The sequence below is a fragment of the Flavobacterium sp. CSZ genome, from assembly GCF_015350725.1.
Taxonomy (GTDB): Bacteria; Bacteroidota; Bacteroidia; order Flavobacteriales; family Flavobacteriaceae; genus Flavobacterium.
Genome location: NZ_JADKPQ010000002.1, coordinates 37653 through 59809 on the forward strand (window position 1 = coordinate 37653; position 22157 = coordinate 59809).

Here is a 22157-nt window from a genome sequence, read left to right on the forward strand (position 1 = left end):
CACAAGTAACTCTATAAAGATTGGCAATTTACTTTGCGGAATTACTAGTGTAATTCTTCGTTCCTCAGAATGACAAACTCGAGTCAACTTTGTCAAAGCTTAAAACTTTGACAAAGTTCTATCACTACGAATATTATGAACATAAAAAAACCTCTGAATTTCAGAGGTTTAATTTTATATTTTTGAGTTATTAACAACTACTTTTCAATCTTCTCAAAAGCATTTCTAACCATTTCTTTTTCTTTTGGAAACCAACCCTGAGTTATTAACACCAGTCCGAAAACCATTAAAACAATACTAATTGCTTTTTTTATTTTTAGGATATTGGTTGGGGTCATTTTTGTTTTTAATTGTTTGGCTAATAATATTTTAAGACAATCAACTGCCAAATAAGTTATAATTACAGAAGCAAAAAAAGTAAACATTCTTGAGTTTTGCATTTCTAATTTTGGTCCCACAGAAATGATTACTGCTAACCAGAAACCTAATACACCAATGTTGATAACGTTGAGTAAAAAACCTTTTATAAACAAACTGCCGTAGTTTCTTTTGATGATATCCCGATCAATTTCTTCATCGTCAATTTTTTCTTCATTTCTTAATCGTACAAAAGAGATTATACCGTAAGCCAGCATAATAATTCCGCCAAAAATAAAGAGTGCTGGTTTATCTTTTAAGCTCTGAATAAGTCTGTAACTTCCTAAATACGCAATTCCTATAAAAAAAATATCACCTAATACTACACCAAGATCAAAAACTATAGCAGCTCTGAATCCTTTTGTAATACTGGTTTCCAGTAGTATAAAAAATACTGGACCTACCATAAAACTTAAAAAAAGTCCCCATGGCAGTCCAGCCAAAATATCATTTATCATTCAAATACGATTTCTTATTTTACTTCTTCTATTTTACCTCCAAAAACCGTTTTCTGATTAATTTGTTTCGGTTTTCCATAAATGTAAATAGAGCCTCCTGCGCTTACTTTTGCATCGACAAGGGTAGAAGCATTCACATCTGCTTTTCCGCCCGCAGAAACGCTTACTTTAGTCTGAGATGTGGCTAATTTACTTCCAAGGAAATATCCGCCAGCTCCTAAACTTGCATCAAGGTTAGCTGCTTTACCTGTTGCAGTGATTTCTCCTCCAGAAACTGAACTTACTTTAAGTTTATCAACATCTAAATCTACATTGATTTTACCGCCTTCTTGTGCACTAACTTTAAACGAAGTAGCTTTTATCGTTCCCTCACTTTTTATATCGGCTCCTTCATTAACATCAATCAATTCTATATGTTTATAATACAAAGTTACCTGAAGATCATTTCCTGATAAAAGCTTAGGAAAAGGCATTCTTAATTTTAATATTCCATTTTTGTTTACAGCTTCCAGCTCTGCTTCTCTGGTTCCTTTTATAACAATTTTATTTTCTGATGACTGAACTAATTTTACACTTAGTTTATCAAATACTTTTACAGTATCAAAATCTCCCAACTCTTTGGTAACCTGACCAAAAGACATTTGAACAAATAAAATTGCCACCCCTATAATTAACTTTTTCATACTTTTATTTTTTAAATTAAACTTCTATTCTGCTCTTCTCAAAAAATGAAAATCCAGTTGTTTTTTAACCAGATCGGCATTTTTAACCTTTACATATATTTCATCCCCAAGTTGTAAAATACTGTTTGAAGTAGCTCCTACCAATGCATATTGCTTTTCATCGAAAGTATAATAATCATCTTTTATTTCTCTGATTCTTACCATTCCTTCGCATTTGTTAGAAACAATTTCAACATAAATTCCCCACTCGGTAACACCGGAAATAACACCCAGGAATTCTTCGTCCTGATGATCCTGCATGTATTTAACCTGCATGTATTTGATACTATCACGTTCTGCATTTGTTGCTAAACTTTCCATATTCGAACAATGCAAACACTTTGTTTCGTAAACTTCTTCGTCTACAGAAGCTCCGTTATCTAAATAATATTGCAGCAAACGATGTACCATAACGTCAGGATAACGACGAATTGGCGACGTAAAATGACTGTAATAATCAAATGCTAAACCGTAATGACCAATATTTTCTGTCGAATATTTCGCTTTACTCATACTTCTAATCGCAAGAGTATCAATTAAGTTTTGCTCTTTTTTACCATTTACTTCTTCCATCAAAGCATTCAAAGACTTAGAAATATCGCCTTTGTTACGGAAATCTATTTTATAACCAAATTTAGCAATTACGGTTTGCATCGCAATTAATTTGTCTTCGTTTGGTTCATCGTGAATCCTATAAATAAAGGTCTTCTTTTGTTTACCAATGTATTCGGCCACTTTTCTGTTAGCCAAAAGCATGAATTCTTCGATTAGATGATTGGCATCTTTAGAAACTTTAAAATAAACTCCTTCCGGTTCTCCTTCGGCATCTAAGTTGAATTTTACTTCGACTTTATCAAAAGAAATTGCTCCATTGGCCATTCTTTTCTTTCTCAAAATCTTTGCTAATTCATCTAATTTTAAAGTTGCCTGAGTAATTTCATCTGAAACTGTATAAGATTCTCCAGTGATTGAAATATCAACAGGAATTGTATTGTCTTTTGTTTCAATGATATATTGTGCTTCTTCGTAAGCAAATCGCTGATCTGAATAAATTACAGTTCTACCAAACCATTGGTTAATAACTTGTGCATTTTCTGAAATTTCAAAAATGGCTGAGAAGGTATATTTCTCTTCATTTGGACGTAACGAACATGCAAAATTAGATAAAACTTCCGGAAGCATTGGCACTACTCTATCTACTAAATAAACCGAAGTGGCACGTTGATAAGCTTCGTCATCCAGGATTGTTCCTTCTTCATGATAATACGAAACATCGGCAATGTGAATACCTATTTCGTAATTTCCGTTTTCTAACTTTTTGAAAGACAAGGCATCATCAAAATCTTTTGCATCTTTTGGATCTATCGTAAACGTAAGGGTATCACGCATATCACGACGTTTTGCTATTTCTGATTCCTGAATTGAGGTGTCTATCTTTTGTGCAAATACCTCTACTTCTACCGGAAAATCTGAAGGTAAACCGTATTCAGCCAAAATAGCGTGAATCTCAGTATTGTGTTCTCCTGGTTTTCCTAAAACTCTAATCACAGATCCAAAGGGACTATCCGCTCTTTTTGGCCAATCTTCGATAGTAACTAAAACAACATCACCATTTTCTGCTTCTCCAATTTTATCCTTTGGAATAAAAATATCCGTATACATTTTAGGATTTGCAGTAGATACAAAAGCAAAATTGGCCTGAATATCTATAACTCCTACAAACTCTGTTTTATTTCTTTCTACAACTTCAATAACCTCACCTTCAGGTCTTTTACCTTTTCTGCGGTTATAAACATACACTTTTACTTTGTCTTTGTCTAAAGCACGATTCAGGTTATTGGTTGGGATAAATACATCTTCACTAAAATCAGGACAAATAAAATACGCCGTTTTTCTACTGGTCATATCAATTGTGCCTTCATAATAATCCTGACTCTCTGCTTTTACTAAATATTTGCCAGGTTCAGATTCTATAATTTTTTTTGAAGCGGCCAGAATTTTTAAATCTTTTATAATCTGGTTTCTGCTTTTTGTATCATCAAGTTCGAGCTTTGCTCCTATCTGTTTGTAATTAAATGCTTTATTAGGACTTTGCGATAAAATTTTTATTATTTTACTAGAGAAATCTTTCTCATTTTTTATCGGCTTTCTAATTTTCTTACTCATATATCTTTTCTTAAAAAGTTAAAATTACAAATAAGATATCAGATTATAGATTTTAACAAATAAATTATTAAAAATATAACTTTCGTATATTTACAAAAAGACCCTTTATGGAAAGCTTTAAAACCATTGCCGTATTCAATTATCAGCACGAAACAATCGTTCTAAAGCACTTATTAGAGCAAGAACAGATTCCGTATTACTTTGAGAACGAAATGACCTTATCTGTCGTGCCAATGTACACGACGGCTCTGGGTGGAATCAAACTCAAAGTTCATCCAAACGATTTCAACGAAGTTCAGCAAATTCTTGACAATCTTAATAACCCACTTAAAATTGTTTAAACTCCTATAATTTTTCAATTTCAATATTTTTTTTCTTTTTAAAATTTTCAAAGTTGTCAACATATATTAAATACAACAAAAAGAAAAATTTAAATTAAATTAATTTTTGTTTGTTATTATAGCTTGTTAATATGTGCTATAAATTTATTTTTAAAAGCATTGAAATGAAGTTTCTCTTAGTTATCTTGAGTTATCAACATACTTATATTTTGTTAAAGGATTCATTTATAAGACTTTTTGTATTTTAATTAACAACGGTTGACAACCCAAAATAGATTCATTTTGTAGATAAGTTCACATGTTGATATTTGTTGAAAATGGCATTTTTGATATTGATAACTTTTCTAAAAATTCATGAAACTTTATTAGGTTATTTCATTCCGGTTTTGGATTAGGTTTTTTTTCGACACAACCAAAAAAAACTTCTAATTTTCTATCCGAACTTATTAACAAATAATGTTAATTTAAAGTTAACTGAATATCAACGAATTAGGTTTTGCTATTAACATTATAAAAAATTAACAAATTCTATGTTTATTTCTTATTGATTTTCAGCTTCTTATAGAGATATTAAAATTGTTAATAACGTTAACTTAATGATATAAAGCGAGTTATAATAAGCTTGATTTATATTCAAAATTAATTAGATTTTGCGCAATCTCATCTTGTTTATATTCCCCTAATTTTTGATAAAAATTTCCATTAGGATGTATAATAATATAGTTTCCACAGGCAAATTTATATTTAAGAAGCGTTGCTCTTATTATATCATTTTTATCTTGATAAACCTTCTTATTTTTATATTCATAATTTTTCTCGGTTATAAAAAACTGACTTATAGAAGTATTGTTTTCCAAGAATTTTCTATATGATTTATCAGCAACCTAGTAGTCAATACACCTTCCGTTTGGTTCGGGATTATCTTTTTAAAAGAAATTAATAATTATAGTTTTAGAATCGTCAATTTTTTTAGTACTAATGTTTTGTAATGCATTATAAATTTTAATTTTTTAGGATGAAGATAAAATACCAATATCTTTCTTTTTTAAAAAGCGTCCTATAAAAGCCGTATCTATTTCATATGTAATGAGTTCTATTTTTTTATCGTTTAATTTATTTTTGAATTGATCCTGACTAATTAGTTGATCATTTTCATCAAATAGATATTGAGCTTTAGAATTCGTTTGAGAAAAACAATTCAGGCTAAGTAGAATAAATAGGATATATTTCATTTTTTATATTTATGAATTAAACTTTTTGAAAATCAAATTATTATATTTTTTAAAAGTAAAAAAACTGATATACTAAGTATTAAAAATATTTAATTTAAAATTTGTAATTAATCATTTCAATATTTTTAGATTTTGAAATTCAGTAAAATAAACAAATCTATAGTAAAGTATATATCATATACTTTAAGTAAATTTGCAACACACAACTTAATAGTATTTAAAAATGAAAATTTCGATAGGAAACGACCACGCAGGACCAGATTACAAAAAAGCAATTGTTGCTATGCTTAAAGCAAAAGGATATGAGGTAACTAATTATGGTACAGATTCTGAAGATTCTGTTGATTATCCTGATTTTGGTCATCCAGTTGCGAATGATGTATCTGAAGGTAAAGCTGATTTTGGAATCGTGATCTGCGGAAGCGGAAACGGAATTGCAATGACTGTTAATAAACACCCAAAAGTTAGAGCTGGTTTATGCTGGACTAAAGAAATTGCTTATTTAACCCGTTTACACAACGATGCAAATATTGTGAGTATCCCAGCGCGTTTTACATCGATCCCACAAGCGGTAGAAATTGTTGAAACATTCCTGACAACTGCTTTTGAAGGTGGAAGACACCAAAACAGAGTGAATAAAATTGCTTGCCAGTAAAAAGTCAAAAAAACGCGGTGCTTCGCACCAGTATAATATAAGTAAGCCGGGCGGATTTTTAAAATTCATCCGGTTTTTTGTTTAAATAATTTAAAATGAATTAATTATGAGGTTATCAACATTGTTAATATCTATAATTTATTAGGCTAATTACCTAAAAATAAGGCAACATTAAAAATATTAACATTGTAGATAAACAATACAACAACAGCAATTTGAATAAAAACAATAGCTGAAAATTTTAGAATAAAAGAAGGTTTACTGGTTTTATGCCTAAAAATAATCATTGCTAATAACAAACCTACCCAACCTCCAGTAGTGGCAAGACCAAAAAGTGTATTTTCAGAAATTCTTCTTTTATGGTTGATTGCTAAATACTTATCGTATCCGGCAAAGATAAAGGCAATACTATTTATAAGTATAAAATAAAGTAATAGAATATTCATTGGCTTAAAAATAAAGAACAAAGATATTATTTTAACAAGCTAATGCAGTAAATCTGTTTATTTTCGCAAATAAGTTTATTTTTGTTAAAACTTAACTTCCCAAATATTATATCAAAAACCTAATGAAAAGAATATTTTATCTGGCATTTTTCTCGTGTCATTTTTTGTGTGCGCAAGAAAAATCGAAAGTACTTTATCGTAATGAAATTGTTTATTTATCGAATAAAAGTAAATTAGAAATTGAATCTTTTATCGAAGAACAAAGAGAAATTGCCAAAAGTAAAAACGTAAATGAGTACTCTATAAATATTCCGTACGATAATTTTAGTGAAATTTCGAGCATAAAAGGAGCTACAATCAATGCGAAAACAAACAAAAGGAATAAATTATCACAGTATGATATTAGCACCAATGAGTTAAAACAGCGCGATGTTTTTTATAGTGATAATAAATACAAACACTTTGATTTTAGTTATGTCGAAGACAAATCGAAGATCGAATACTCTTATAAAGTAAAACAAAACGAACCGAGGTTATTGTCTTATTTTGCTTTTCAGCATGAATTGCAGACTGTTGCTTCAAAATTCGAAATAAAATCAGATCCGTCAATCGAAATTGGTTATAAACTCTTTGGAGACCATCAGGATAAAATTGTTTTCGAAAAAACAAAAGAAGGCAATTTAGATGTTTATAGCTGGAAGGTTACCGACATGCCTGCTTTTGAAGAAGAAAACCGTGCTCCCAATTATACTTATTTTCTGCCGCATATTGTATACTACATAAAAAGCTATACTAAGGATAATAAAAAAGAAGAGCTTTTTCCGGATGTTGAGCATCTTTATAAATGGTATTATTCGTTGGTAAAAGATATTAACAAATTAGACCAAACGGCACTTAAAAGTAAAGCTTCAGAATTAATAAAAGAGAAAACAAATCCTAAAGACAAGGCAAAAGCTATTTACAATTGGGTTCAGCAAAATATTCATTATGTGGCTTTTGAGTACGAAATGGGAGGTTTTATACCTCGGGATGCTGCATCTGTTTTTGATAAAAAATACGGAGATTGTAAAGACATTTCGAACTTGTTAAATGAAATGTTTAAAACTGCCGGATTAGAGTCAAATTTGGTTTGGATAGGTACCAGAGACAAATCTTATAGTTTTGCCGATGTTCCAACGCCATTGGTAAGCAATCATATGATCGCAGCTGTTAAAATTGACAAGCAGCGTTATTTTGTTGACGGGACTGATTCTTTTTGTCCGTTTACATTTCCGTCTGCGATGACTCAGGGTAAAGAAGGACTTATAGGAATATCTGAAACTGAATTTGTTATTGAAAAAGTACCTGTAGTTGATAAAAAAGAAAACAGGCTAAAAGTCGATCTTAAATTAAAAATCAATGAAGATGCGGTTTCAGGTACTGCAAAAATACTGCTTTCTGGTTATGAGAAAAGTGATTTTCTAAATGTTTTAGAATCTAATAAACAAAAGGAAGAAGAGATTTTAAAAAGCGGTTTAGCGAGATACAACCAAAAACTGGAAATAGAAACAACAGAAGTCAAAAAACACGAATACGAAAATAAAGAGGCAGAGCTTAGCTATAACTTTAAACTTGATTCGTGGGTAAAAAAAATAGGCGATAAAATCATTGTAAAACCTATTTTATTAGCTCCTTTTAAAGAATACATAATTGATGTTAAAGAAAGGAAACTTTCTATAGAAAACGACAATGTGTTTACCAATGAATTTACTTATGTCTATGAAATACCTGAAAACTATCAGCTTGATTTTATTCCGGAAAACAGTAAGAAAGAAAATGAGATTTTAAGTTTTGATATTTCATACAAAAAAGATAAAAAAAGCCTGATTGTATCTCAAAAAATAGCACTTAAAAAATTAGTTATCGAAACAACTGATTTTGATAACTGGAACTCCTTAGTAAACGAATTAAATAGCCAATACAACCAATCTATCATCTTAATAAAAAAATAATGAAAAAAATATTACTTATTCTGCTATTTGCTTTTTTTATAAAAACACAGGCACAAGAAATTAAAAGTTACACCTGGGATGCCGTTCCTATTTTTGCCAGCATTCCCGAAGAATATAAAAAACAACCCGCCGTAATTTTATTTGATAAAAGATGGGTTCATACCAGAATTAATGCCAATTTATATGGTTTTGCAAAATTTAAAATGGAGCATTTTGCAGTTAAAATAAATGAGTCTTCAGAAATTAGTAAATACAATAAAGTTACTGCCGACGATAATACGACGATTCGCGATACAAAAGATTTTCATGCAAGAGTTATTAAACCTAACGGAGATATTAGGGTTTTATCTGAAAGTCAGATTGTAAATTCAGATTTAAAAAATGTAAAATCGATTGTTTTTGAAGGAGTAGAGAAAGGAGATATTTTAGAGTATTATTTTATTGTAAAAGAAAATCCAACTTCAAACGGAATTGAAATTTATCAAAAAGATGCGCCTGTACTTCATGCTGAGTTTACGCTTACAGATTCCGGATCTGCTATGTCAAGAGTTTATGCTTCTGGAGAATTTCATTATAATAAAGTAAAAGGGAAGATTTTTTATACTGCAGATAATATACAACCGCTTGTAAATGAAAGAAGTTCTAAAAAATTTAGAAATCTTGTCAAGGTTCTGTATTTAATTACCGGATCTCCGGCCGAAATGAGTAATAAAAAATGGGAAACTTATTTTAAAAACTATATTAGAAACAAACCCTATGCTTTTTCTAACGGAGATGTAAAAAAACTTGTTCAGAAATTAGATATAAAAGATAAAACTAATGATGAAAAATTAACCATTCTGGACGAATACATCAGAACTCATTTTGAACCTTATGCAGAAGGAGAAACGATTAATACTAAAATTAAGATAACAGAAGGAAATTCAAAATTAGCCCGTAGAGATTTTGTTTTTCTTTACAAATATGCTTTTGATATTCTTAAAATTCCATACGAAATCATTGCTACCGAAGATCGTTTTATAGGGGATCTGGATGATGAGATTGTAACGTTTTATGAATTTACAGATATTAATTTTTATTTTAGAGATTTAAATAAATTTATCTCACCAAATGAGGTATATCTGGCTTACGGAAATCCAAGTTACGAGTATCAGGATACAAAGGCAAAAGGATATAATGTACAAAAGAAACAGGAAAGTTATGTTTATGCTCCGGTAGTTTCATCAGATTTTACTAAAATAGCAACAGAATCAGTATTAACTTTGAACCCTGATTTGACAAAAGTGATTATTGATAAAAAATTATCAATGACAGGTTATACAGGTCAAATGCTGCGTTATTCGTACAACGATTTGGCTAATAATGATGAAAAAAAGGATCTTACAGACTTTGTAAAAGACATTTCGATTGATGATGTAGATGTGAAACTTTTAGAGCATAAAGCCGAAAATTTAGAATTTAAAAATAATTATACGAATACGCCGTTTGTTATTAATTCAAAGCTAGAATCTGTAGAATCATTTACTGAAAAAGCAGGAAATTTGTTAATGGTTAATTTAGGAAAAGTGATAGGAAATCAGGCTAATCTTTATCAGGAGAATACCAGAAAAACAGACATTGATTTAAAATATACAAAAGAATACCATCATAACATTATCTTTAATATTCCAAAAGGATATCAGGTAGATCATTACAATGACCTAGTTATAGATAAAGTAATGAAATATGATGAAGCTAAAAATTGTTTTTTTAAATCGACTGTAAAAGTAGAAGGAAATCAGGTTATCATTACAATTGATGAAAAATACAAAGCAATAAATTATCCAAAAGAGATTTATCAGGAATATAGAAAAGTTTATAATGCATCTGCAGATTTTAGTAAAGCAAGCATTGTGTTAAAGCCAATTAAGAAGAAATAAAATGACTAATATTCAATTCATTGCCAAGACTGTTCAAACAGCAGCGATCAACATTCAAAACACGGTAAAATTATTAGAGGAAGATTGTACAATTCCGTTTATTTCACGTTATAGAAAAGATACAACCGGGAATCTGGATGAAGTACAGATCGAGCAAATTGCCAAACTTCATAAAGAATACGAAGCGATTGTAAAACGTAAAGAAGCCGTTCTAAAATCAATAGAAGAGCAAAAGGCACTTACGCCGGAATTGAAACAGAAAATCGAGCAAAGTTTTGATTTACAAGAAATAGAAGATTTTTACCTGCCGTACAAAAAGAAGAAAAAAACAAAAGCAGATGTCGCGCGCGAGTTTGGTTTAGAACCATTGGCAAAAATAATCATGTCTGAAAATGATGTTGATATCGATTTTATTTCGACACAATATCTTAATGAAAATGTGATTAATGAAGAAGCTGCTATGCAAGGTGCAAGGGATATTGTGGCCGAATGGATTAACGAAAACATTTATGTTCGTAAACAACTCAGAAGATTATTTCAGCGCAAAGCGACAATTGGAACCAAAGTCGTAAAAAAGAAAGCCGAAGAAGAAGGAGCGCAAAAATTCAGTCAATATTTTGATTGGGAAGAACCTTTGACAAAAGCGCCTTCGCACCGTTTATTAGCGATGCTTCGTGCAGAAAACGAAGGTTTTGTTAAGATGAAAGTCGATGTTGATATCGACGAAGCTTATGATATTATTGATGAAATCGTCATTAAAAAACAAAATAGTACAACGGCACATTTGCAATTAGCGATAGAAGACAGTTATAAACGATTACTGAATCCGGCGATTGGAAATGAAACATTGCAAGAAGCAAAAGCTAAGGCTGATGCCAATTCGATCCAGGTTTTTGCGAACAATTTAGGGCAACTTTTATTGGCGCCTCCTTTGGGCGAAAAACGTATTCTGGCAATCGATCCGGGATTTAGAAGTGGTTGTAAAATAGTTTGTCTGGACGAAAAAGGCGATTTATTATACAACGAAACAATTTATCCCCATGCGCCACAAAATGAGGAAGCAATGGCGATCAAGAAAATCCGTTCGATGGTCAATGCGTATCAAATTGATGCCATTTCTATAGGTAACGGAACGGCTTCGAGAGAGACGGAATTTTTCATCAAAAAAATCGCGTTCGATAAACCGTTGCAGGTTTTTATCGTTTCTGAGGCTGGAGCTTCGGTATATTCAGCATCAAAAATTGCGCGTGAAGAATTCCCGAATTATGATGTTACGGTTCGTGGATCGGTTTCTATTGGGCGACGACTTTCAGATCCTTTGGCCGAATTGGTGAAAATCGACCCAAAAGCCATTGGCGTAGGCCAATATCAGCACGATGTTGATCAAACTAAACTAAAAGAAGAGTTGGACAATACGGTAATTCGTTGTGTGAACTCGGTTGGAATCAATATCAATACCGCAAGTAAACATTTACTAAGTTATGTGAGTGGAATAGGAGAGAAGCTTGCAGAAAATATTGTACAATATCGTTCTGAAAACGGGCCTTTTGAGGATAGAAAACAGCTAAAAAAAGTGCCTCGCTTAGGCGAGAAAGCGTATCAGCAAGGTGCGGCTTTTATTAGAATTTCGAATGCTAAAAATCCGCTGGATAATTCGGCAGTACATCCGGAAGCATATCCAGTTGTTGAAAAAATGGCAAAAGATTTGAAACTTTCGGTAAACGACTTAATAGCAAACAAAGAGAAAACTGCCTTAATTAAGGCCGAAAACTATATCACACCTGAAATTGGTTTGCTAACACTAAAAGATATCATAAAAGAGCTTGAAAAGCCCGGATTAGACCCGAGAAAGTCGGCTAAGGTTTTTGAATTTGATGCAAACGTAAAATCAATTAAAGATTTGAAAACAGGAATGATCTTGCCGGGAATTGTTAACAACATCACTAATTTCGGTTGTTTTGTTGATATCGGAATCAAAGAAAGCGGATTGGTTCACATTTCCCAACTAAAAGCCGGATTTGTAAGCGATGTAAATGAAGTGGTAAAATTGCATCAGCATGTTGATGTTAAAGTAACTGAGGTTGATGAGGATAGAAAGAGAATCCAGTTGACGATGGTACTTTAAAAAAAACAAAAAAAAAATTCCAAATTCCAATCCTTCGACTTCGCTCAGGAGGACAAAAAATAAAAAAATCCCAAATTACAATTGTAGTTTGGGATTTTTAGTTTTTATAAATTACTTTAAAATCACTTTTTTAGTTATGCTTTTAAAATCGTCATTCGAAATCTTTATTAAATAAACTCCGGATGATTGATTAGCCAAATTGATCTCTGTATTTTCAGCAGTTGTTTTTTGTTGATGAATAACAATCCCGGAAGGAGAAATTACAGAAATAGTAGATTGCTGAGGTGCATTAACTGTAAATCGATCAGCACTCGGATTTGGGAAAAGCGTAATCGTTGACTTTTCAATATCAAAATCGCCAGTAGATAAAGTGGCAGTTGGCGGCAAATAAAAATTACCTGTTAATAAAAAAGAGTATAATGTTTTTAAGGTATGATTAAAATAACTGCCAGGTTCATTCAGATTTTTTAACTCGGCGTATGAAGCATCAAGATGCATTTGGTTATCGCCTCCCATGGCTGCACAGGCAAATGCACCAACAAAAGTCCCGTTGTGCCATTGTCCGCTTACTGTTCCGTTTTGGTTATAACCATCTTTAATGTTAGAAGATCCGCCTAGATTTACGCGAACAAAATCAGATGATTTTTTTGTATAAGCCTTCGCATCGGGATTTCCGTACCATAAATAGTCAACTGCGATTCTCCATGGCGTTCTTGCAGCGTCGTAGGAATATGTTTTTCCTCCATTATTATAACCACCAGCTTGAGAAGAATAAGCCCCAGAAGCTTCACACCAGTCAGAAACTAGCCCGCCAACGGCATTATTTTGTATTAAATTGTTGTTGATAATGGTATATGATTTTGCTGCAACCTGATTCCAAAAAACAGGATCATTTGTAAAAACGCCAAAAACACGGTAATAGGCAGGAGAGAAGTAAGAGGGATTTGTAATTTGGCTTCCGCCGAATTGATCTCCTGGTTTTAAAACAAAAGTATTGGCTTCGATTTCATAATTTTTAATGGCAGAAATTAAAGCAGTGGCATCACTTTTATAATTGATATTTCCAGTGCTTCCCCATTGATAATCGGCAACGATAAGTGCTAAGGCAGCATCAAGTTCAGCATCGGTTGCTCCGTTTTGACCAATAGTTCCGGAACAGCCGTTTATTTTCCAGTTCATTACTTTATTGCCGTTTACATTGTCTTTGTAATACAGCCAGAGGCCATCAAATAATGTTTTATCGGCCATATAAACACTCAGGAGCATTCCATAACCAATTCCTTCAGAAACAGTTTCCCAGGAATTGTCGAATTTTACACGGTATCTTCCATTCGAACAGGCTTCAACAAAATTGGCCCTCCAGATATCGTAGTTGTTTTTAGCATCCTGACCGTTTTTATTTGTTGGCATTAAACCATTTGCAAATACAGCATTGGCAGGAAACGGCTGCTTTTGTGCGTAGCTTTTGAGACACAAAAAAGCAACAGTAATTACAAGTAGGTTTTTCATAATTATTGTTATTTGATTTAGGGACTCTAAAAGTAAGTTTTTTTAGATAAAATAAAAACCCCAAGCTACAATTGTAATTTGGGGTTTATAATAAGGGTTTAAATTCTTATTTAATTTCTTCTTCTTCTTTTTTAACAGAAGGAGCAGGAGGAGTTTGATCGTCTTTAGCAGCGTTTTTAAATTCCTTAATTCCGCTTCCTAAACCTTTCATTAATTCCGGTATTTTTTTACCTCCAAAAAGTAATATCACGATACCTACTATTACGAGGATTTCTGTAAGACCTAATCTTCCCATGGTTTGTATATTTAATGCCTAAGCAAATTGTTTTTCTAATTGTTCCGCAAATGTATATAGAATATACGAAGAACAACAGGATTTGGATTAAAATATTAGTTTCCGCTAGCGTTAAATATTTTATAAAATCTTAAAATGAGTGTATTCCTTCATTTTTGTGAGGTATCAACAAGGCGATTAATTATTATATTTGCTCGTATAAACAACCATAATGACCAGAAAAAAAATCAATTTCAGAAAAAATTTATTCATCAAAAACCGATTGGTAATTTTGAATGAAGATACTTTCGAAGAAATTTTTTCGTTCAAACTCAACTTAATGAATGTGTTTGTAACGTTCACATTAGGAGGAATATTTTTAATTTTAATTACTACTTTCATCATCGCTTTTACGCCTTTGCGTGAATTTATTCCCGGATATTCTTCGAGTGAATTAAAAAAAAATGCAACTGAACTGGCGATTAAATCAGATTCGCTAGAAACCGCTTTAAAGAAAAATGAAGCCTATATAAGAGGAATTCAGAAAGTTTTGAGAGGTGAATTAGAGTATGCAAAATTCAATAAAGATTCTATTATAGCAGAAACTGATGAACATTCAGAAGTAAATATGAAAGCCTCTGAAGAAGAAATTAAGTTAAGAGAAGAAGTGGCAAAGATGGAGAAGGAGCCGGGTGAAAAAAACCGAAGTAAAAACAAAAGTGACAAGAAATAATACCATAACAAATGTCGATTAAATCAGTAGCTGCAAAATTATTTGCCACGAAAATATACTATAAAACACAGGCTTGGGCCAATAAGCCGGTCGAAACGCAACAAGCAGTATTTAAGAATTTAATAAATAGTGCCAAAGAAACCCAGTTTGGTAAAGATCATCATTTTGATAAAATAAAGTCGGTTCATGATTTCAGAAAACGTGTCCCTATTCGTGATTACGAAGATTTAAAACCCTACATCGACAAAGTTCGAATGGGAGAAAAAAATATTCTCTGGAAAGGGAAACCACTCTATTTTGCCAAAACTTCTGGAACAACCTCAGGAGCAAAATATATTCCGTTGACCAAAGAATCAATGCCGTATCATATTGAAGCTTCGCGAAATGCAATCCTGCATTATATATACGAAACCGGAAATGCCGATTTTGTTGATGGAAAAATGATTTTCCTCCAGGGAAGTCCAATTTTAATTGAAAAATACGGAATCAAATTTGGAAGATTATCCGGAATTGGAGCTCATTTTGTACCTAAATATCTTCAAAAAAACAGAATGCCATCCTGGGAGACCAATTGTATCGAGGATTGGGATACCAAAGTAAGCGCTATTGTAGAGGAAACCATTGATCAGGATATGACCATAATTTCTGGGATTCCGTCCTGGGTACAAATGTATTTTGAGCGATTACAGGAAAAAAGCGGCGGGAAGAAAATAGGAGAATTATTCAAGAACTTCAACTTATTTATTTACGGAGGAGTGAATTACGAACCTTACCGCGCCAAATTCGAAAAAATGATTGGCCGAAAAGTAGACAGCATTGAGTTGTTTCCTGCTTCTGAAGGATTTTTTGCTTATCAGGATTCTCAAAAACAAAAAGGTATGCTTTTGTTACTGAATTCAGGAATTTTCTATGAGTTTATAAAAGCTGATGAATTCTTTTCAGAAAATCCAAAAAGCTATACAGTTGGTGAGGTGGAAATTGGCGTAAATTATGCTTTGATCGTTTCTACGAATGCCGGACTTTGGCGATATAATATTGGTGACACGGTGCAGTTTACCTCGTTATTTCCACACAGAGTAATCGTTTCGGGCAGAATTAAACATTACATTTCTGCTTTTGGTGAACACGTTATTGCCAACGAAGTCGAAAAAGCAATGAAAGAAGCCACAGAAGGAACCAAAATTGTAATTAATGAATTTACTGTTGCGCCTCAAATAAACCCGTCAAGCGGATTGCCGTATCACGAATGGCTTATAGAATTTGAAAACGAACCGGAAAACATAGAAGCCTTTGGTGAAGCGATTGACGATTCGATGCGAAAACAAAATATTTATTATGATGATCTGATCACCGGAAATGTTTTAAGAAAAGTGGTAGTAACCAAAGTTTCGAAAAACGGATTTCAGGATTATATGAAATCGCAAGGAAAATTAGGCGGACAGAATAAAATTCCGAGATTGTCTAATAATAGAGATATTGCGGATAATTTGAAGTAGAAAAAGTTTATGAAGTATAAATATCATTTAAGACCAGGATATCAATCTCAAAAATTGTTAATTGAGATATTTAGTGGTGCTGAAAATGAAGATTTTTTTCCAGACTTTTTTGATTCAATAATAGAAATAAACCCAAAAGTTGTTAAAATTAATGAGCTTTGGATGAATGATGAATATCTATTAGATGTCAATTCAGACATTGGTTCGTTCTCTATTTCAAAAGACATTTGGGACCTCGCATTTATAATGTCAGAAGACAACCAGGAATGCCTGAACAAAATAAATTTAATATTATTAAAAGATCAAAATTTTCAAAAAGTAGAAGTTAATTTTGATGATTATAAATTAAAAACAATTTGAAATTAGTTTTAAGATAATAAAGCTTTAATACAGTTTTGATTTTTAATTACTAATTTCGTTTGATAAAATACCCATATTACTCTTCTCTTACAGAAGATTTTTAAAATAAAATAGCATGAAAGAAACCAAACATATATCAAGATCAAGAGCGCAGGAATCATCTGCAGCAATCGAAAAAATGTACATTACAATGCGTCACTTATTCAACCGCGGTTTTTATAAACCAATGGGAGTTTCGGGTGATAGTTTACGCGAATCATTACTAGCATTACGTCCGGAAATTTACGGAAACATAGGCGAAGAAAAAGTAGAACTAAACGGGCTTTTGTACGTTATAGAACGTTTACCAATAGGAATTGAGCAGTGTAGATTCATCAATTTAACATCCGATGAAGGATATTCTAAATCGCATTTTCAGGCCATTGTTCCTCCAAAAAGAAGAAGAAATTGTTACAGAATCGATGAGGAACAAATGAATGTTGAAATCACTCGCGGGCGATCAGATATTTATGATATCCTGACGCATTTGACATTTATTTTCATAGAATCTCATAAAATCAAAAACAGGGTTTTATTAGATGATGGAGGAGAAGTGTCTCGCGATTGGTTAAAATTAGAGCAAGCAGTTTTACAAACCAAAAAGCTTTCTCAAATAGAAAAAGAAAAAGCAATTTCGCATGTTGCCAACATTTTAGCAAGAACTTTTGAAGAGGTTTTGGATATTTATGATGCTTTTGGTTCAGAAAATGCCCCGGATCGTTTCCTGCATGTAATTTATTGGTTAGGAAAATTAGCAATCGAAGAAGTAATCGAAAATAATAAAAGAACGATAACTTTTAGTCCTGTATTAAGAGAGCGTTTAGGACACCATATTCACGGTGAAATCTGGGCTACCAACATCAAGGAGGTTCTTAAGGCAAACAATCTTTTAAAGCGTCCTATACACGTAATAAGTGCCAATATGCATAGTGTTATGAATTCTATTTTTGCAACACCGTTGTTGAAAACAAAATTCAAGGACAAGTCTGACTTTTATATTTATGAAGAATTAAGCAAATCAGGCGCAAAAGAAACCAGAAGTATTGTCGAAGAATTGGCCTTAAAAAATGGTATGATTTCGTTACCTGATAGTTCAGGAACGAATATCGACGTTCAGATTTTTGATACTGCAAAAATTGACTGGGCAAAAACAGCATTTCCAAAAACAGTTGTTGACGATGCGGCTCCCGTTATTATTGTAATGGATTATGCCTTTGGCGAGCAGGCTTACGAAACAATCGATGAACTTTTAAAACCATATAAAAAAGAAACTTTACTAAATGTAAAATCGGTTTCGATAATGGGGAAAGCGGGAATCCTTGAAGGCGGAAAAGGTGATATCATGATCCCTACAGCACATATAAACGAAGGAACTGCAGATAATTATTTCTTCGAAAATGAATTAACAGGTGCCATGTTTGAAGGAAACGACATTGCAGTTTTTGAAGGAGCTATGGTTACCGTTTTAGGAACATCGTTACAAAACAGAGATTTACTGAAATTCTTTCACGAATCGACCTGGGGAGTAATTGGTCTTGAAATGGAAGGATCTTATTACCAGAAAGCCATTCAATCGGCATCAAAAATCAGAAAAAGTGTTCCGCACGATATCAAAGTTCGTTATGCGTATTATGCCTCAGATAATCCTCTAGAAACCGGAAGCACATTAGCTTCTGGCGGATTAGGAACAACGGGTGTAAAACCAACGTATTTGATCACTATTAAAATTTTGGAACAAATTTTCAACGTAAAATAAAAATAATAAATGAGTACAAAAGTACCGCAGGATAATTCAGGACAGGAGATTGATATTTTTCAGCTTTCAAAAAGTATTGGTGGTTTTTTCGAAAGAATTAATTCCATTATTTTTCAGTCTATTCATTTCTTTGTCCGCAAATGGATTATTGTTTTAATTTTAGTAATCGTAGGGTTTGGTATTGGCTGGTATTTAGATTCAAATAAAAAAACATTTGAAAATCAGATTATTGTAACTCCAAATTTTGGAAGCGTTGATTATCTTTATTCTAAAATAAATTTGATCGAATCTAAAATTATTGCGGGAGACACGGCTTTCTTGAAAAATGAAGTTGGTATTCAAAATCCAAAATCAATAAAAAAAATCGAGATCAAGCCCATTGCCGATGTTTATAAGTTTATTGAAGACAAAGAACAGAATTTTGAGCTGATTAAATTAATGGCTGAGGTTGGCGAGGTCAAAAAAGTGTTAGAAGATAATATCACAAGTAAAAACTATACTTTTCATTCAATATCTTTTATAACCGACAAAATTACGAACGAAAAAGATATCGTTGAGCCATTATTAAAATACTTAAACAGCTCTGAATATTTTAAGACTCTTCAAAAAATTGGATATAAAAATCTGGAACAGCAGATAATTCAAAATGATACTATTATTGCTCAAATTGACCAGGTTTTAAATGGCTTTTCTAATACTGTAAAAAATGGATCAAAAAACGATAAGCTGATTTACTATAATGAAAACACTCAGCTTAACGATATTATTAAAACAAAACAATATTTAATAATCGATCAGGGTAAATACAGGCTAAAGCTTATTAATTATGATAAAGCAATTAAGGACATAAATTCAACTTTAAATATACATAGCGCTAAAATTACAAATGGAAATCTTAAACTTTTATTGCCATTTTTATTCATTTTTATTTTCGTTTTAATTCATTTGTTTCTAAAGTTTTATCGTAACCAGCTTTTCAAAGCTCAGGTTAAATAATATAATATTGAAGACGTTTAAAATGATTGAAAGAATTTCAAAAAACTCATTCATAAAACAGAGTTTAGGAACTTTGGCTTTGCGAATTTTTGGAGTTCTTTTGTTATTTGGTTTCACCATATTTTTAACAAAATCATACAGTCCAAAATTAGTGGGACAGTATGATTTTGTGCGTTCATATCTTTTAGCAGTTGGAAGTATTTGTCTATTGGGTTTTGATCAGTCCATTTTATATTTTAAAGGAAGGTTGGCAAGTCAGAAAGAGGTACGACAATTGAAAATGGTGTATTTAAAAATGGTAAGGATGTTATTTTTAACTTCACTATTAATTTTAGCTCTTTTTCTTATTATTGATAAAAAAAGAATTAATACTTATTTTCTGGATGATGAGGTATACCCAATCCTTTTAAAGAGTTCAGTCATATTATTTTTTCACGGATTATCGCTTTTAAATACAGAGGTTTTCAGAGCATTAGACAAATTGTATGTTGCAGAATTATTTAGAAATATTATCAAATATATTCCGTTGATAATTGGCTCTGTAGTTTTATTTTACATGCATTTAGAAGCTTATTTGGTAGATGTTTTTTTAATTGGTTTTATTTTTCTAGCCCTTATAAGTTCTGTTTTAGTATTTATTTATTTTAATAAAAAGGAGACAGTATCAGATGAGATTTTTACTTCAAAAGAGATTTTTACAAAATCGTATCCCATTGCAATAAGCGGAATGGCAATGTTTTTATTAATGTCTTTTGATATTATGTTTTTAAAAAAATATCAAAATGATGAAACAGTAGCTTTTTATTCTGTCGGAGTTAAAATAATGACAATTGTTTCTGTAATAATCTTGACAATAAACATAACTGTTTCGGCAAAAATTGCGGAGTATTTTTCAAATCAGAATTGGATAGAATTAAAAAAAACATTGCAAAGCAGTGCTCGTTTAATTTTTTGCATTAGTTTTCCGGTGATAATCTTAATTTCTGTATTTTCTGATTATGTTTTGTCCTTGTTTGGAAACCAATACATCATAGCGCAGAAATCCTTTCTAATTTTAATAATTGGTCAGGGAATTTGCTCTTTATTTGGTTCAGCTCCAGTTTATCTGAATATGACAGGAAGACAACATATTTTTCAGGTAATTTTGATAGGAGCGGTTATCATTAACTTTATTCTAAATCGATTTTTGATTCCAATTTACGGAATGACTGGCGCAGCTGCTGCTTTTTTCTGCAGTTCTTTTTTCTGGAATTTTGTTTCTGCAGTTGTTATATATAAAAAAGACAAAATCAAGATTTTTTTACATTAGACAAAATCAATTTTAATATGCAAATCAAGATTAAAAAAAGTACAGCAGCATTTTTATTAATAGCGATGGCCAATTTGGTGGTTGCATTTAGTACTTTTTTTGTTTTGCCACCAAAATTCTTTTATGATTCAGCGATAATAATTTATGATAAATACAATGAAATAGGGTACTTAGGTAGTTATCCATTAACTATTTTGTTTTATAAAGTTACGGGTCTCCGCTATCTTCCTTTTCCTTTAATTTCACTTATACAGTTTCCTATTTTAATGTATGTTTTGTATAAAATAGGAATTCCGAATTCTTTCGGAAAAATAAATGTAAAAAATGCTATTGTCTATTTGGGGATTTTTATGATTGCTATTTTTATAGCAATGCCTTCAAAAGAATTTATTACTTTTTTATTCATTTCTTCAATTATATTTTTGTGTAAAAACAAGATGTATTCCTTTCAAAAAACGGTTCTTTTGTCCGTATTCCTTTTTATACTTTTCGGAGCTTTATACCGACCTTATTTTGCTTTAATCCCTATAATTGCCGGAGGTATGTATTTTATAAGTTTTATTAATTTTAAAAATAAAACTGTATCAACAATTTTTTACGGATTATTGATTGTCTTTTTTTTATCATTGAGTTATGGCATTTTAAAAGGAGAATATTTTTCTGAAATGAGCCGTGAGGTGGTTAATAAAGAGCGCATAGGTTCACCAGATGCAAATTCTATGATCACGCCACCTTTAAAACCTGATACTTGGTACGGAGAAATAATTGCCATTTTTTATGGTTTTTTTACAGTAAATATTCCAATAAATGGTTTAAAACATATTTTATCTCCTCAAATCGTCTTATTTGTAATTTGGCAGCTTTTACTTTTTTACATCTTATTGGTTCGTTTTGCTAAATGCGTAAAACAGAGAGAATATTATAAATACGAACTTTTCATTTTTTTTATATTATTTTCATTTTTTATTACCCAGGGAGTCTTTGAACCCGATTTAGGCTCGGCAATGAGACATAAAATAGGTATTTTTCCACTAATTTATTTTGCATTATATCATGAACATTTCCGAAAAGAACTTCAATAGAATCTTCCATCTTTTTTTGTGTTTGATTGCCATTTTGATGATCTTTAGAAAACCATGCTCAATAGTGATTGTAGTATTTTCAGTTTTCAATTTAATTTTTTTTAAAAAGCTGCATTACACAAAAAATATAT

General features: G+C 31.5%; 20 protein-coding genes. 12 read left to right on the forward strand and 8 right to left on the reverse strand.

Translation table 11 applies throughout. The features are described 5' to 3' along the window. Positions 1-197: 197 nt before the first annotated feature. From IRZ78_RS02330 to rnr, 3 genes are read right to left on the reverse strand one after another with little or no spacing between them, the layout of a single operon-like run. Positions 198-875: a LysE family transporter gene (locus IRZ78_RS02330; protein ID WP_194614998.1), complete on the reverse strand. Its 678-nt coding sequence runs from the start codon at positions 873-875 to the stop codon at positions 198-200. 14 nt (positions 876-889) lie between these two features. After that, positions 890-1558 carry a head GIN domain-containing protein gene (locus IRZ78_RS02335; RefSeq protein ID WP_194614999.1) on the reverse strand — a complete coding sequence of 223 codons (669 nt, stop codon included), beginning with the start codon at positions 1556-1558 and terminating at the stop codon, positions 890-892. A 24-nt stretch (positions 1559-1582) separates the two neighbouring features. Next, on the reverse strand, positions 1583-3763 hold the full coding sequence (rnr, locus tag IRZ78_RS02340; RefSeq protein WP_194615000.1) for a ribonuclease R: 2181 nt from the start codon (positions 3761-3763) through the stop codon (positions 1583-1585). A gap of 107 nt (positions 3764-3870) precedes the next feature. On the opposite strand from rnr, the gene IRZ78_RS02345 reads away from it, so the two are divergent. Continuing rightward, positions 3871-4104 carry a DUF2007 domain-containing protein gene (locus tag IRZ78_RS02345; protein ID WP_194615001.1) on the forward strand — a complete coding sequence of 78 codons (234 nt, stop codon included), beginning with the start codon at positions 3871-3873 and terminating at the stop codon, positions 4102-4104. A 611-nt stretch (positions 4105-4715) separates the two neighbouring features. Here the strand turns inward: IRZ78_RS02345 and IRZ78_RS02350 are convergent. Then, positions 4716-4961 carry a hypothetical protein gene (locus tag IRZ78_RS02350; protein ID WP_194615002.1) on the reverse strand — a complete coding sequence of 82 codons (246 nt, stop codon included), beginning with the start codon at positions 4959-4961 and terminating at the stop codon, positions 4716-4718. 153 nt (positions 4962-5114) lie between these two features. Beyond that, positions 5115-5336, reverse strand: coding sequence for a hypothetical protein (locus IRZ78_RS02355; protein ID WP_194615003.1), 222 nt, complete (start codon positions 5334-5336; stop codon positions 5115-5117). Positions 5337-5559: 223 nt separating this feature from the next. Between IRZ78_RS02355 and rpiB the strand changes: the two genes are divergently transcribed. Further along, positions 5560-5991, forward strand: coding sequence for a ribose 5-phosphate isomerase B (rpiB, locus tag IRZ78_RS02360; RefSeq protein ID WP_056243646.1), 432 nt, complete (start codon positions 5560-5562; stop codon positions 5989-5991). Between the two features lie 146 nt (positions 5992-6137). On the opposite strand, the gene IRZ78_RS02365 is transcribed toward rpiB, so the two are convergent. Beyond that, complete coding sequence (locus tag IRZ78_RS02365; RefSeq protein WP_194615004.1) at positions 6138-6437, reverse strand: DUF1294 domain-containing protein; 300 nt, start codon at positions 6435-6437, stop codon at positions 6138-6140. 122 nt (positions 6438-6559) lie between these two features. Here IRZ78_RS02365 and IRZ78_RS02370 point away from each other — a divergent pair, with 122 nt between their 5' ends. From IRZ78_RS02370 to IRZ78_RS02380, 3 genes are read left to right on the forward strand one after another with little or no spacing between them, the layout of a single operon-like run. Beyond that, the gene (locus tag IRZ78_RS02370; protein WP_194615005.1) at positions 6560-8428 is read left to right on the forward strand and encodes a DUF3857 domain-containing protein; all 1869 of its coding nucleotides are present in this window, start codon (positions 6560-6562) and stop codon (positions 8426-8428) included. Continuing rightward, positions 8428-10347, forward strand: a complete 1920-nt coding sequence (locus IRZ78_RS02375; RefSeq protein WP_194615006.1) for a hypothetical protein — start codon at positions 8428-8430, stop codon at positions 10345-10347. The genes IRZ78_RS02370 and IRZ78_RS02375 overlap by 1 nt, the downstream gene beginning before the upstream one ends. Before the next feature lies 1 nt (position 10348). Beyond that, positions 10349-12472, forward strand: a complete 2124-nt coding sequence (locus IRZ78_RS02380) for a Tex family protein (RefSeq protein WP_194615007.1) — start codon at positions 10349-10351, stop codon at positions 12470-12472. 111 nt (positions 12473-12583) lie between these two features. Here the strand turns inward: IRZ78_RS02380 and IRZ78_RS02385 are convergent, their stop codons facing one another. Further along, positions 12584-13981: a glycosyl hydrolase family 8 gene (locus IRZ78_RS02385; protein ID WP_194615008.1), complete on the reverse strand. Its 1398-nt coding sequence runs from the start codon at positions 13979-13981 to the stop codon at positions 12584-12586. 106 nt (positions 13982-14087) lie between these two features. Beyond that, positions 14088-14276 carry a twin-arginine translocase TatA/TatE family subunit gene (locus IRZ78_RS02390; RefSeq protein ID WP_055096778.1) on the reverse strand — a complete coding sequence of 63 codons (189 nt, stop codon included), beginning with the start codon at positions 14274-14276 and terminating at the stop codon, positions 14088-14090. 211 nt (positions 14277-14487) lie between these two features. Here IRZ78_RS02390 and IRZ78_RS02395 point away from each other — a divergent pair, with 211 nt between their 5' ends. The 7 genes from IRZ78_RS02395 (at position 14488) to IRZ78_RS02425 (ending at position 22026) form a co-directional block, all read left to right on the forward strand. Further along, entirely contained in the window at positions 14488-14988 is a 501-nt protein-coding gene (locus tag IRZ78_RS02395; protein ID WP_194615009.1) for a peptidase, read from the forward strand. A gap of 11 nt (positions 14989-14999) precedes the next feature. Next, entirely contained in the window at positions 15000-16484 is a 1485-nt protein-coding gene (locus IRZ78_RS02400) for a GH3 auxin-responsive promoter family protein (protein ID WP_194615010.1), read from the forward strand. Between the two features lie 9 nt (positions 16485-16493). Continuing rightward, the gene (locus IRZ78_RS02405; RefSeq protein WP_194615011.1) at positions 16494-16844 is read left to right on the forward strand and encodes a hypothetical protein; all 351 of its coding nucleotides are present in this window, start codon (positions 16494-16496) and stop codon (positions 16842-16844) included. A 115-nt stretch (positions 16845-16959) separates the two neighbouring features. Further along, positions 16960-18639, forward strand: a complete 1680-nt coding sequence (locus IRZ78_RS02410; RefSeq protein WP_194615012.1) for a hypothetical protein — start codon at positions 16960-16962, stop codon at positions 18637-18639. Between the two features lie 9 nt (positions 18640-18648). After that, positions 18649-19635 carry a hypothetical protein gene (locus tag IRZ78_RS02415; RefSeq protein ID WP_194615013.1) on the forward strand — a complete coding sequence of 329 codons (987 nt, stop codon included), beginning with the start codon at positions 18649-18651 and terminating at the stop codon, positions 19633-19635. A 22-nt stretch (positions 19636-19657) separates the two neighbouring features. Further along, positions 19658-20944, forward strand: a complete 1287-nt coding sequence (locus IRZ78_RS02420; protein WP_194615014.1) for an MATE family efflux transporter — start codon at positions 19658-19660, stop codon at positions 20942-20944. A gap of 17 nt (positions 20945-20961) precedes the next feature. After that, positions 20962-22026, forward strand: coding sequence for a hypothetical protein (locus IRZ78_RS02425; RefSeq protein WP_194615015.1), 1065 nt, complete (start codon positions 20962-20964; stop codon positions 22024-22026). Positions 22027-22157 lie beyond the last annotated feature (131 nt).